Origin of the sequence: Flavobacterium panici (assembly GCF_903819335.1) — a bacterium.
Classification (GTDB): domain Bacteria; phylum Bacteroidota; class Bacteroidia; order Flavobacteriales; family Flavobacteriaceae; genus Flavobacterium; species Flavobacterium panici.
Genome location: NZ_CAIJDE010000050.1, coordinates 29,708 through 43,173 on the forward strand (window position 1 = coordinate 29,708; position 13,466 = coordinate 43,173).

At 33.8% G+C, this 13,466-nt stretch carries 9 protein-coding genes; 3 read left to right on the top strand and 6 right to left on the bottom strand.

Annotation, left to right across the window (positions count from 1 at the left end; translation table 11 throughout):
• The first annotated feature begins 24 nt into the window (after positions 1 to 24).
• Genes rimO through FLAPXU55_RS16595 form a run of 3 tightly spaced genes read left to right on the top strand, consistent with a single transcriptional unit; the run spans position 25 to position 2,871 of the window.
• Positions 25 to 1,335 carry a 30S ribosomal protein S12 methylthiotransferase RimO gene (gene rimO, locus FLAPXU55_RS16585; RefSeq protein WP_053473847.1) on the top strand — a complete coding sequence of 437 codons (1,311 nt, stop codon included), beginning with the start codon at positions 25 to 27 and terminating at the stop codon, positions 1,333 to 1,335.
• Between the two features lie 42 nt (positions 1,336 to 1,377).
• Positions 1,378 to 1,932: a hypothetical protein gene (locus FLAPXU55_RS16590; RefSeq protein WP_053473846.1), complete on the top strand. Its 555-nt coding sequence runs from the start codon at positions 1,378 to 1,380 to the stop codon at positions 1,930 to 1,932.
• A 33-nt stretch (positions 1,933 to 1,965) separates the two neighbouring features.
• Positions 1,966 to 2,871 carry an N-acetylmuramoyl-L-alanine amidase gene (locus FLAPXU55_RS16595; RefSeq protein WP_180859560.1) on the top strand — a complete coding sequence of 302 codons (906 nt, stop codon included), beginning with the start codon at positions 1,966 to 1,968 and terminating at the stop codon, positions 2,869 to 2,871.
• Between the two features lie 417 nt (positions 2,872 to 3,288).
• Here FLAPXU55_RS16595 and FLAPXU55_RS16600 read toward each other — a convergent pair whose 3' ends face one another.
• The 6 genes from FLAPXU55_RS16600 to FLAPXU55_RS16625 form a co-directional block, all read right to left on the bottom strand.
• Entirely contained in the window at positions 3,289 to 4,380 is a 1,092-nt protein-coding gene (locus FLAPXU55_RS16600) for an outer membrane beta-barrel protein (protein WP_053473844.1), read from the bottom strand.
• Positions 4,381 to 4,974: 594 nt separating this feature from the next.
• A complete protein-coding gene (locus FLAPXU55_RS16605) occupies positions 4,975 to 5,940 on the bottom strand; it encodes a glycoside hydrolase family 5 protein (RefSeq protein ID WP_082356478.1) in 966 nt (321 codons plus the stop codon).
• An 11-nt stretch (positions 5,941 to 5,951) separates the two neighbouring features.
• On the bottom strand, positions 5,952 to 7,184 hold the full coding sequence (locus tag FLAPXU55_RS16610; protein ID WP_053473843.1) for a glycoside hydrolase family 27 protein: 1,233 nt from the start codon (positions 7,182 to 7,184) through the stop codon (positions 5,952 to 5,954).
• 89 nt (positions 7,185 to 7,273) lie between these two features.
• Complete coding sequence (locus FLAPXU55_RS16615; protein ID WP_180859562.1) at positions 7,274 to 8,332, bottom strand: hypothetical protein; 1,059 nt, start codon at positions 8,330 to 8,332, stop codon at positions 7,274 to 7,276.
• Between the two features lie 17 nt (positions 8,333 to 8,349).
• Positions 8,350 to 9,948 (bottom strand): RagB/SusD family nutrient uptake outer membrane protein, encoded by a 1,599-nt coding sequence (locus FLAPXU55_RS16620; protein WP_053473841.1) that lies wholly within the window; start codon positions 9,946 to 9,948, stop codon positions 8,350 to 8,352.
• Positions 9,949 to 9,960: 12 nt separating this feature from the next.
• Positions 9,961 to 13,158 (bottom strand): SusC/RagA family TonB-linked outer membrane protein, encoded by a 3,198-nt coding sequence (locus FLAPXU55_RS16625; RefSeq protein ID WP_180859564.1) that lies wholly within the window; start codon positions 13,156 to 13,158, stop codon positions 9,961 to 9,963.
• Between the last annotated feature and the right edge of the window lie 308 nt (positions 13,159 to 13,466).

The following is a 13,466-nucleotide window of genomic DNA, read 5'->3' on the forward strand; positions in this document are numbered from 1 at the left end:
TTTTGCACTCCAATTTATAAAAGTATGAGAACCAAGTCTTTAAAAAAGAACAAAATTAACGTAATCACTCTTGGGTGTTCAAAAAATGTATATGATAGTGAAGTACTTATGGGTCAGCTTCGTGCAAACGGAAAAGAAGTTACTCATGAGGCAACTAAGGATGAAGGAAACATTATTGTAATTAACACTTGTGGCTTTATTGATAATGCGAAAGCGGAATCAGTAAACATGATTTTGGAATATGCAGACAAAAAAGATAAGGGATTAGTTGATAAAGTTTTTGTAACCGGATGTTTATCTGAGCGTTACAGACCTGATTTAGAAAAAGAAATCCCAAATGTTGATCAATATTTTGGTACAACTGAATTACCTCAATTATTGAAAGCTTTAGGAGCTGATTATAAACATGAATTATTAGGAGAAAGATTAACTACAACTCCTAAAAATTATGCTTACTTAAAAATCGCCGAAGGATGCGACAGACCTTGCAGTTTTTGTGCAATTCCGTTGATGCGTGGTTCTCACGTTTCGCAGCCAATTGAAAAATTAGTTAAGGAAGCACAAGGTTTAGCTAAAAATGGCGTTAAAGAATTAATATTGATTGCTCAGGATTTAACGTATTACGGTTTAGATCTTTATAAAAAGAGAAATCTGGCAGAATTGTTAGAAGCTTTGGCAGCTGTTGAAGGAATTGAATGGATTCGTCTTCATTATGCTTATCCTACTGGTTTCCCGATGGATGTTTTGGAGTTAATGAAGCGTGAACCTAAGATTTGTAATTATATTGATATTCCGTTGCAGCATATTTCAGATTCTATTTTGAAATCGATGCGTCGCGGTACAACTCAGGCTAAAACAACACAATTATTAAAAGATTTTCGTGCTGCTGTTCCCGGAATGGCAATTAGAACTACTTTAATTGTTGGATATCCTGGTGAAACGCAGGAAGATTTCGAAATCTTAAAAGATTTTGTTCAGGAAATGAAGTTTGACAGAATGGGTTGTTTTGCTTATTCTCATGAAGAAAATACGCATGCTTATTTATTAGAGGATAATGTTCCGGATGATGTAAAACAAGCAAGAGCGAATGAAATCATGGAATTACAATCGCAGATTTCATGGGATTTGAACCAAGAGAAAGTTGGACAAGTTTTTAGATGTATTATTGACAGAAAAGAAGGTGCTCATTTTGTGGGAAGAACGGAGTTTGACAGTCCGGATGTTGATAACGAAGTTTTAATAGATGCATCTAAACATTACGTAAAAACAGGCGAATTTGTTAATATCAAGATAATTGAAGCAACAGAATTTGATTTATACGGAGAACCTGCTTAAATTTACCGTAAAACTAGTGCTAACCTTAGACAAAACAACTTTATGAAAGCTACTCAAAACTTAATTCTATTAGTTTTTACATTATTCTGTTTCAATTTTGCTTCGGCTCAATACGGAAACGGATATGGTAATGGTTACGGCAATGGCTATGGTGGCGGCGGTTACGGAAGAGGCGGCGGAATGGGCATGGACAGAAGCATGATGGGAGGTCCGCAAGGCAATACCAGTAAACCTAAAGAAATACCTGTTGAGGAAACTGCCGGTAAGATCGTTGAACAAATGAAACCTGTTGTAAATCTTGATGAACTCCAGGTAATTGCGATTACAAATGTTTTTTCTGAAAGTTTGAGAGAACAAGGAATTCTTATAAAAAATGAAAGCAGCAGCCAGGACGAGAAAATGGAGCAGTTAAAAGCTCTAAAAGAAAGCATGGACAAAAAAATAACTGCTTTTTTAAATCCTGATCAAATCGAGAAGTACAAAAACTTTATGGCTGACTTTAAAGAAATTAAAAAGTCAAAATCAAAAAAGAAAAAAGATAAAGATTCAAAAGATAATAAGGAAGAAGAAAAACCAGCTGAAAAAGTTCAGGAATAATTGTTCTAATTCTATTAAAAAATGTAACCAACCATGGCAAAAAAACATTTTTGTTATTTGTTTTTAGCAATTATCATTACTTCTTGCTCAACAAATCCATATAAGCATACTGAAAAAGCTTATGACCAGCAATTAAAGACCTTAGAGAATCAAATTACAAGCAAAGAAGCACAAACAATTCCTCCGGTAAGTCCGTTGATTATTGATACTACTTATGCTTCTCAATTAGGTATTATAAAAGATACATTGTCTAAAACAGGTTCAACTGCCTTATTAAACGGAATTAGCACAGAATGGATTGGAACTGTAAACTTCAACTTAAGAAAACCAAGTTTTGTTATCATTCATCATACTGCTCAGGATTCTGTTCAGCAGACTATAAACACTTTTACTAAAACCAAAACTCAGGTTAGCGCTCATTATGTGATTTCTGAGAACGGAAAAGTGGTTCAAATGCTGAACGATTATTTAAGAGCGTGGCATGCGGGAGCATCAACCTGGGGAAAAAATACTGATTTAAATTCTTCTTCTATAGGAATTGAATTAGACAATAATGGTTTCAAACCTTTTACTGAAGCACAAATCAACAGTTTAGTAGCATTATTGACAAAACTTAAAAAGGATTACAATATTCCGGCTCAAAACTTTTTAGGTCATGCCGATATTGCTCCGGGAAGAAAACAAGATCCTAGTGCTTTATTTCCGTGGAAAACATTAGCAGAAAAAGGTTTTGGAATCTGGCCAGACGAAGTTCTCGAAGAAGCGCCGTTCGACTTTAAAATCGAACCTGCATTGAGAATTATTGGTTATAATACAAAGAATCTTTCTGCAGCTATTCAGGCTTTTAAACTGCATTATATTCAAACAGATGCAACTGCAACGCTTGACCGCAAAACAATTGATACGATATATTCTATATACAAAAAACAACTGCAATAAATAGTTTTTTAAAAGACATAAAAAGCGCATTTCTAAAGGTTTAGAAATGCGCTTTTTTTATGCTGGTAATTTAAGTTTTGCCACAGATTAAAAAGATTAAAAAGATTTTTTACTCTTTGGGTTGGTGTTTTTTTTGCCACGAATTTCACGAATTTTCACTAATTATTTGTGGTGTAAACTGTATGCAAGAAATGAATTTCAAGGTTTCTGTTAAGAAATTTCATTAACGATACTTTGTGTAATGATATAAAAAAATTAAGCAAAATTTAATTCGTGAAAATTCGTGAAATTCGTGGCAGAAAAAAAATCCTTTTAATCCTTTTAATCTGTGGCAAATAAAATCTAATAAAAAAGCTGCCAAAACATTAGTATGTTTCGACAGCTCCAAAAAAAAAAAAAAAATATCAATCTTTATCTCTAGAAAGAGTATGTTGTAGCAAGTAAGGCGAAGAATGATCCTCCTGTTGGAACAGCATCGCTGTCTAAGAAAATATCTTCAGAAGCAGCATCGTATCTTAACTCAGGAATTATTGTTAGTTTTCCAACTTTATAGTTTAATGAAACTGTGTTTGCAAATACATTAGATCCAGTTAATGTTCCTAAACTTGGAGCAGCATCTTTTGCATCAAAATATTCAACTCTGTATGCTAAAAGCAAAGACGGACTGAATGAATAATTTGCATATCCCACTAATGAGAACCACTCTCCATCTAAAGTACTATCGAAATCATGTTTCGTTTTAGCGTAAGTTGCATTAAATCCAAGTCCGAAACTGTCGCTTATTGTTTTAGAAGCAGTCAAATCGAACTGAGTTTTATTTTCGTTTGATACTGGTATTGTACTTCCAGGAATTGGATTTGTACTTCCTGATGTAAAGTTTAAATAAGCACTTCCTGTATCACCCACAAAACCTACTTGTCCGATATACGTTTTTTGTGTAGAACCAGCATCCATTGCCGATTTAAAATCTGTTGGGTTAGTTATACCAAACATAGCAGTGAATTTACCAGCTGTATATTGTGCTTTAACCCCAGTATTAAAGAATGGCCCATAAGAGAAAGCATAAGACATACTGTAGTTTTTATTGTCTACGGCATCTAATACTTCATAACCTATGTGTGTACCAAAACTACCGGCAACAACTTTAAATTCTTCTGTAATTTGGTAAGTGAAATATAATTGTTTAATTAAAAATTTAGCGTTTATATCTTTATCTGTTGTTTCATTGTATGAGAATTCTCCTGCTCTTTTTCCGAAACCTAAGTCTACAAAAACAGAAGCTTTTCCGAAAGTATGACTTGCTTCAATCGAAGCCATTCCTAATTCAAACGAATCCTGAGAGTTGGTAAAGCTCGTTAATCCGTTCATTTGTTTAGAAAAATCATATTTATAGTAAGCGTCCGCAGACCCTCCCCATGTAGTTGCTGGTGAAGTTGCTTTTTCATCCTCTTGTGCAAAAGCAAAAGAACTCGTTAAAGTGGCAGCTAAAATGTAAAATACTTTTTTCATGTGTTAATTGGTTTTTAGTTATTAATTTGATTTTGGTTAGTTAATCGTTTATATATCTATTTAATAGTATAAGTCATTTTTTAAAACCTTGAATCTCCCCCTAAAACCTCTTCATTTTCATTAGCGAATTTATTAACTTTTGTATGAGTAGAATAATTGGAAAGTACTTTTTTGGCTTTTATAGCGAAGAATTATGGATTACAAAAATTAAACTGCCAATAATCGTTATTTGACATTTATAGCGTTTTGTTTTTGAAAATTCAACAACACATTTTTCATGTTTTAAACCAAAAAACAAGGGTTAAACTAAATTAATATACTAAAAAAAGACTTAAAATCATCTTAAAAATACTTTTAAAAAGTATTACCCCATATTTTTTTAGGGGTACATTTAAAAATAAAACATAAAACTAAAAATAAAGATATTAATCTTCCAAAAACCAACAACATCAAAGCTTAATGAAAAATTCCTACAAAAATAAATCACTAAAAACAACTATTGAAGATGTAATTCAAGACTCAAAAAATGGTTCATAAAACAAAAAAAGCCTGTTCAAATTTGAACAGGCTTCCTTATTATATAAAAGAGTTTTTTTATTCTTGCGTATTATATTTTCTTAAAAATTCACGAACCTTAATTCCGGATTCTTTTAAATCTTCATCTTTCCACTTTCCATCAGATTTTGCCGTTTTTTGTAAAATGGAACAAGTTTCATCTTTATCTGAAACTGACCATGTAATCCAGCTTAACTTTTTTGATTCCATCCAGTCAATATATTCCTGCCATGCTCTTAGATTTAAAGGTCCGTCGCCAGAAGCTTCCATCCCGGCAGATTCAGAGATAAAAATAGGAATACCTCTTTTTAATGCCTGATCTGTACGGTCTCTTAATTCTTTCCCGTGCGTTGCGGCATAAAAGTGCATGGTATACATTATATTATTGTATCCTAAAATTGGATCTTCTGCCGGAAGGTCAACATCCTGATCCCAATGCGGTGATCCTACTAATATAATATTGTTGGGGTCATTTTCTCTAATCACGCTTATTACTTCTTCGGCGTAGGTTTTTACTTCCCACCAGGTTTCATAATCGGGTTCGTTAAATATCTCATATATTATATTAGGATACTTGGAGTACTTTTGAGACATTTCTGCAAAAAATGCTTTTGCTTGTTTTAAATTAACATTATGACTGTGCCAATCGATAATTACATAGATATCAGATTTTATGGCACCATTAATTACGGCTTCTATTTTTTCTTTTGAAAACTGAGGATCATTAGTATAAGAGTAATCTCCAAGTTCGATTCCCATTGCGGCACGTACAACATTGCAATTGAAATCTTTTTTTAGCCAGCTTACAGCTTTTTCGTTATAAAATCTCGGCCACATACTATGCCACCCGAAACTTAATCCTCGCAAAACAATGGGTTCATTGTTTTTATCTACTAATTGAGTTCCCTGAAGACTTAATTGACCATGTTTTTTCACAAATTGTGCTTGTGCTAAGCAGCATACTAATAAGAATAAAATCGTAGTTAATTTTTTAAACCTCATCATAAATTTAAATTTTAAAGAGACAATTTTAATGTTATGCAATCATGTGAAGCTAATTCTGCTGTAAAATTCTTTTTCGTATTTCCTGAATCTTTATTTGTCCAAAGATTCTTTAATTTGAATGTAGTTTTATTAAAATCAGCTTCATAGCCGAAATCTACATCTTTTATTGCATTCTTTTTCCAATCGAAATTAATTTTTTTAGAAACCTCACTTCTGTTTAAAAAAGTGACGGCCCAATTTCCGTCTGATAGAGGTTTAACCCAAACTTCTAAACCATCTTCTGCTGAATGTTTGAAACCCTGAATTCCTAATTTATCCTGATTTACGGCGATTAATTCTTTATTGGTTAAAATCGCCAGCGTTTCTTTAGACATTTTTCTATAATCGTTTCCTGTAAATAATGGCGACGAAAGCATACACCACATAGCAAAATGCGATTTATCTTCGGTATCGTTCATTTCGTTTCCAACTTCCATCATATCAAAATCATTCCAATGATCAGGGCCGGAATATTTACGAATGTCTTTTCGCATTTCGGCGATTTTCATAAATCCCCAAGACGACCAATTTTCAGGATGTTTGAATTCGCAGTCAAAACAAGGATAAATATCTCCCGAAATTCTCCAAAGATTTCCAACAGGTTTTCCCCAGTCCCACGGCTGATTATCGCCCCATTCGCAAAGACTGAAAACAATTGGTCTTCCAGCCGTTTTTAATGCATTACTCATGGTTGTATACGCTTCTGGCGCAGTTATTCCTTTAGTGTTACACCAATCGTATTTTAAAAAGTCGATTCCTAATTTAGCATAAAAACGGGCATCCTGATATTCGTAACCACGAGTTCCCGGATATCCGGCGCAGGTTTGCGTTCCGGCACAATTATATAAGCCAAATTTTAAGCCTTTGCTGTGTACATAATCAATCAGCGCTTTCATTCCGCTTGGAAATTTAACGGGATCTGGAACTAAATCTCCATTTGCATCACGTTCTCTCGTCATCCAGCCGTCATCTAATACAATATAATTGTAACCTGCCGCTGCCAATCCGGATGAAACCATTATATCCGCTGTTTCTTTTACTAATTTTTCGTCAATGTTTGTTGCAAATGTATTCCACGAATTCCAGCCCATTGGCGGTGTCATGGCTAAACCTTCAAATTTTCCTGCTGCTTGTGTATGTGTATTTCCCTGGCTGAAGCCAAAAAAAGAAACACATAAAGCTAATCCTAAAATAATTTTCTTCATTTTATAAAATTTAAAAAGACATTATAAAAAGATATTCCCTAACTTTTCAATTAGGGAATATCTTAAACTAACTCAACTCGGTAATTTATTTATTTTAATACGAATCCTATATCATCAAATAATACCGTATTACCGCCGTCATTATTTGATTCCTGGAAGGTAAGCATAGTAAGACTTGTAGGGTTTCCTAAATCGCTAAAAGGAATTTCAAGATAAACCCATGTACTTGTAACAGGTAAAACATAATTTACACCGCCATTTACACTAAAATTAACGCGTCCGGTTTTTGTTCCTTTTATAGCAATACGTAATGCTTTATATGGAGTTAAATCGACATTGAAGCCCCAGTTTCCTCCATCCCATTGACCAAATTCCCACTGCCATGATTTTTCGCCTTGATAAGAATCTTTGTCATAAGCAAAATTAACACCTTTGCCTGCCCATGGGCCTCCCCATTGCATACCATATAATATATCATCATACAAGGCTGTTCCTATCGCTTCTTTTGATACGGCTGCTCCGGATATATTGGCAACAGAAAGATATCTGTGATTTGCATTTGCCGGGATTTTTACCACTATCTGCTCTAAAGTTGAAGATACTACGGTAACAGGAACTGCAGGCTGTGTTGCTGTTTCTGCCAAAGTAACTACAGGATTTAAGAAATATTTACCTTTTATTATTACCTGATCACCCTCTGCACAATTGATAGAATTAAAACCACTAAATGTAGGTACCGGAGGCGCAACTGTCAAATTATAAACAACAGTTCCTCTATCTGTAACAACCTTTAACTGATTTGAAGCATTTGCATAAGGCGTATCTTCATCAACCAATACAATGATATCTGTATCTGTTACAAATGTTGGTCTGAAATAAGTATCGAAGTCATTAAAGTATACTTTTTTTGTGGTAAGCAATCCTTTTCCGTGAATTACATAATAGTTTTTTGGATCTACTAATGTTACCGGAGTTAAAGGTTTAAGGGTTCCATCTGCATTATAACCAGAAGGCATAACAGATTCTATTACAGGTGCACCAGTAGAAGCCTCAGCACTGCTGTCATCACTTGAGCATGAAGTAAAAAGCATTAAAGATAACATCCATGCCATGCATGCTGCTAACGAAACAATTTTTATATTTTTCATATTTTTATTTTTAAAAATTATTTAAAAGTATACGGTGCTACTTCTGTTAATTTTGGATTTTTAATTAAATCATCTGCCGGATAAGGCAGTAAAAGATTTGTTGCCGAAATTGTAATGTGTTTTGGCGTTTCTTTATCTCCTCTGTTTTGAGCTTCTAAAATTGCTTTTGCTTTTGCAAATGGCAAACGTCCTAAATCAAAATAATAATCTCCTTCGCAAGCTAATTCTGCACGTCTTTCTTTAAAAATATCATCAAATGAAATTGAAGCTTTTATTGGCAGACCCGCTCTTTTACGAACTGCATTAAATGATTTTAAAGCTGCAGGATCAGAAGTGCTTCCGGTTTGCGAACCTAAAATAGCCTCGGCATGAATCAATAATAATTCAGCATAACGCATCATATAACTATTCATACTGCTTTCTCCGTTAAATGGTGCGTTGAATGGTCCTGTTATTGGTAAATTTTCTTTTCCGATTACATATTTTTTCAAACCAGCTCCAGAATTCTGAGCTTCGTTTTCTTCTTCAAAAGTATATCCTAAAAGTTTTGGAGAATCTACTGCAAGTGTTTGTGCATATGTTAAGTTTGGATAATAATCTCCAGGAAGCATGAATGTTTCTGCCCTTCTTTTATCGCCCGGCTCATAAACATTATGAATTAAATCCTGAGACGGTGCAATTTGTCCTGAATAAGAAGTTTCTACCAATCTGTTCTCTGGAGCAAATAATGTGTTAGAAAAGTTTCCTTCAAAGTACGTTCCTGCACCTGTCCATTGCCATGAAAAAATAGACTCTTCATTATTATTATTTTTTTGAAGCCATAAGTCAGCAAAAGATTTAGTTGGAAGTTCATCTCCCCCTAATAATTTAAATTCTCCGCTGTTAATTACTTCCTGAGCCATGGCTCTTGCTAATTCATATTTCTTTTGATACAAATATACTTTTGCCAATAGCGCTTTTGCAGATCCACTTGAAACGTGTGCATTTGAAGCATAGTCAGATCCTCTGTTTTTAGATCTTAAGTTAGCAATTGCAAATTTCAAATCGTTCTCTATAAAAGTGTAAACGTCTGCTACAGGATTACTTGGAATCACAAAATTCTTAGAATAATCGGCATTGTTTTCAATAATAGGCACATTCCCCCATAATCTTACCAAAAAGAAATATGAAAAAGCTCTGATAAAGTGCATTTCACCTAAAGCATTGTTTAACGCTTCACTGCTTACATCCGGCCCAACACTTTGAGGCAGTAAACCTATATAAGTGTTACAATTTGCAACAGCTCCAAAACAAGATCTCCATGAATCACCAATAAAAGATTGTGAATTCGTAAAACTCAAGTCTGTAAATTTACCAAACTCATTATAAGGCCCCGCATACATATTACCAGATATAACATCTGTAATACCATAAAAGCCTTCCTTGTTCATATTAAACCAAACAATTCCGTAAAGTCCATTACTTGCATTGTCCAGTTTTACATCAGAATCGTAATAGTTTCCTATTGTTGGTACTCCTTCTGCAGGCACATCTAAAAAGTCCTGAGAGCAAGAAGAAGATATTAACATCAGTAGTGTCAAAGCTACGGCACCACCTCTTTTTATTATATTTTTCATATTAATTTCGTATTAAAATTCAACATTAAAACCAAAAGATATTTGTCTAGGCACAGGATAACGACCATTATCAACACCAGATAATAATGCATCCTGATTATAAGAACCAACTTCAGGATCGTATCCTTTATATTTGGTAAAAGTGTATAAGTTTTGTCCAGAAGCGTAAACTCTCAATCTTGTTAATTTTATTTTTGAGATTATGTCAGAAGGAAGTGAATACCCTAAAGTTACATTCTGAATTCTTAAGTAAGATCCATCTTCTATAATTCTTGACGAAACTGCATTGTTGATATCATTGTAAGCAGAAGGTCTAGGCAGTGAAGCATCTAAATTATCTGCAGAATAAAAATCAGCAGCATCAGTTAAATAATTAGTTCCTAAATTACTATTCAAAGTACCAGACATACGAGTTAAATTCATCAGTTTGTTTCCGGCAGTTCCCTGAAGGAAAATAGACAAATCAACATTTTTGTATTTAAAGTTGTTTGTAAATCCGTAAGTGAATTTTGGATTTGGATTTCCAATCGTAACTAAATCTTTAGTGTCAATAATACCATCATTGTTTTGATCTTTATAAATAACATCTCCTTTTACAAAGTTTGGCAATAATGAATTTGTTCCGTTTTTCAGCACCACTCTTGTTCCACCTGCAGTTTCGTGACCATAAGTCAATAAATCTTCGTCTGTTCTGTAAATTCCTGTTGCTTGATAACCTATAAATGAACCTATTGGTAAACCTTCCTGAGTTCTTGATACCGTTACCGTATTATAAGCCAATGTTCCCATTGTTTTTACAATGTTTAAGCCCGCCATATTCGTAACTTCATTTTCATATTTTGTAAAGTTTGCACTTGCATTCCATGAAAAATTTGGTGTAAACTGCTGTGTATAATTAAGAGTAACCTCAATACCTCTGTTTTTCATACTTCCAAGGTTAAAAGATGGAGGATTTACACCACCTTCATAATCACCACCTCCAGAAAGGAAGTTTGGCAAAGGAACCTGATACAAGAAATCTTTAGAAACTTTTTGATACACATCGATCGTTGCAGAAAGTTTAGAGTCAAACATTGTAAAATCTAATCCTAAATTCGTCTGCTCCTGAGTTTCCCACTTCAAATCTTTATTAGCTGTATTTGATGGCAGGTAAGACGTTCCCATTGTACTATTAATTAAATGCAGGTTAGAATCGTATAGATTATTACCAATCTGGTTATTACCAGTTTGTCCCCAGCCCACTCTCAGCTTAATATTATCAACATACTTTCTTGTACTTTCCATAAAATCCTCATGAGAAAGTTTCCATGAACCGCTCGCAGAACTAAAAACACCCCATTTATTTCCTACGAAAAATTTAGAAGATCCATCTGTTCTAACTGCTCCGGTAACACTGTATTTATCACCAAAGTCATAAACAACCCTTCCTAAATAAGAAGCCAAAGTCTGAGTTCCTGAATAAACTCCACTTGTAACCGCTTTTGATAAATCAGAAGCCGCTAATGATTTATCATTATTATCTTTATAACCATAACCTGTTATTGTATAACCTTCCCAGTGTGCTCTGTTTGACTCCTGAACCGCAAGAATCGTAAAATTATGTCTGCCAATAGTGTTTCTATACGTAAGCATGTTTTTTAAGTTCCATGAATTACCCGTAGATGGATTGTAGTATAAATTAGCAAAACTTTTTACCGCATTACCTAACGAATACATTGGATCAAATCTTTGACCTAAATTATCATAGATATAACCACCTGCTTCAAAACGATAATCTAAACCTTTTACGATATCAACCTGAGTATAGAAATTTCCTGAGTAATTTTTTCTAACCAATGTATTTGACCCTAATAAAGAAGTCGCAACCGGGTTAACAAATGATGTTGCTCCACCAGCAGGCGGGCCGGCAAAAGCTCCCGAAAGTTCTCTAACCGCAACATCTGGAGTTGCTAATAATGAAGTCGCCACAACTCCGTTAAACTGCCCGTTTAGCGTTAATTTTTCATCAGTAATTGCACCGCTTACGTTAACTCCAACTTTTATAAATGAATTTACTTTAGCATCAATATTAGCTCTGAAATTGTATCTTTTAAATCCAGATTCAATAACAATACCTTCCTGATTTAAAACTCCTCCAGAAATATAATAATTCACTCCTTCTTTACCACCCGAAAAAGAAAGCTGATTTGAACTCATAAGTCCTGTTTCATAAATAGCATCCTGCCAGTCAGTACCTTTTCCTAAAAGTTCTGGATGAGCAAATTCTGGTCTGTAAGAAGTTGGATCATAAACTGCAGATAAAGCATTTTGATGTGCCGCATATTGCTGCAAATTCATTGAATGAAGTTTCTTTGGCAGGTTACTTATTGTATAAGAATTCTCAAAAGATAATTTACCAGTACCTTTTTTACCCGATTTTGTAGTTACAATTACAACACCATTTGCACCACGAGAACCGTAAATAGCAGTTGCCGAAGCATCTTTTAAAATATCAATAGATTCAATATCACTTGGATTAATTAGCGCTAAAGGGCTTTGTGTGATATTACCATTATTAGAAAAGTTAGAATTTCCCTGAGCATTTCTTCCAGAAGTAGATGAGTTTCTTGCATCTCCCGAAATTGGCACACCATCAATTACATACAAAGGTTCGTTTGTTCCTGTTAAAGATGAAACACCTCTAATCCTCACCGAAACGTTACTTCCCGGCTCACCAGAGTTACTGTTTACAACAACCCCAGCCGCTTTACCCTGCATCATTTGATCAAACGAAGCAACTTTTAGGTTTTCAATATCTTTTGAACTAATACTGGAAATAGCACTGTTCACATCTTTTCTCTTTTGTGTACCGTAACCAATTACAACTACATCTTTTAAGTCCTCAGCACTTGATTTTAAAATTACATTGATTGTTTTTTTACCATCAACTGCAACTCTTTGCGTATTAAATCCGATAAATGAATATACTAAAGTTCCATTTGCAGGAACATCAATAGAATATTTTCCGTCAAAATCAGTTGAAGTAGTTGTCTTTGATCCTGCTATCGAAATATTGGCACCAGGAATCGATAAACCTTTTTCATCAGATACCGTTCCCGATACTTTAACCTGAGCAGCAATATAATTACTTGTCAGTAACAAAAATAAAATCAGAGGAACCGCTCTGTGGTTAGCGTTCCAATGAATAAAGTTAGTCATTAGTTTTTTCATAATAAGTGTTTGGTTAGTTTAAATTTGTTCAATTCATAATTCAGCAGTAAGGGTATCTTTTACTTCGAAATTATTTAACAAATCTATAACAGATGAGATTATCAAATCGATAGTATTACATCATTTAATGATAATATTTTTACTATATCTCCTTAAAAAAACACATAATAAAATAAAACCATATAAATATTGAATTATTCGCAATGAAGCTACCCTTAACAACCATAAACTATAAAGAAAAGTTAACGAAATCGTAAAAATCAAACGTTTTCGTTAAAAATAATATTTATTTGTGCAAAAAAAGTATC

Coding starts and splice junctions, on each gene's coding strand:
- rimO (WP_053473847.1), top strand. CDS start 25: ATGAGAACCAAGTCTTTAAAAAAGAACAAAATTAACGTAATCACTCTT.
- FLAPXU55_RS16590 (WP_053473846.1), top strand. CDS start 1,378: ATGAAAGCTACTCAAAACTTAATTCTATTAGTTTTTACATTATTCTGT.
- FLAPXU55_RS16595 (WP_180859560.1), top strand. CDS start 1,966: ATGGCAAAAAAACATTTTTGTTATTTGTTTTTAGCAATTATCATTACT.
- FLAPXU55_RS16600 (WP_053473844.1), bottom strand. CDS start 4,380: ATGAAAAAAGTATTTTACATTTTAGCTGCCACTTTAACGAGTTCTTTT.
- FLAPXU55_RS16605 (WP_082356478.1), bottom strand. CDS start 5,940: ATGATGAGGTTTAAAAAATTAACTACGATTTTATTCTTATTAGTATGC.
- FLAPXU55_RS16610 (WP_053473843.1), bottom strand. CDS start 7,184: ATGAAGAAAATTATTTTAGGATTAGCTTTATGTGTTTCTTTTTTTGGC.
- FLAPXU55_RS16615 (WP_180859562.1), bottom strand. CDS start 8,332: ATGAAAAATATAAAAATTGTTTCGTTAGCAGCATGCATGGCATGGATG.
- FLAPXU55_RS16620 (WP_053473841.1), bottom strand. CDS start 9,948: ATGAAAAATATAATAAAAAGAGGTGGTGCCGTAGCTTTGACACTACTG.
- FLAPXU55_RS16625 (WP_180859564.1), bottom strand. CDS start 13,158: ATGAAAAAACTAATGACTAACTTTATTCATTGGAACGCTAACCACAGA.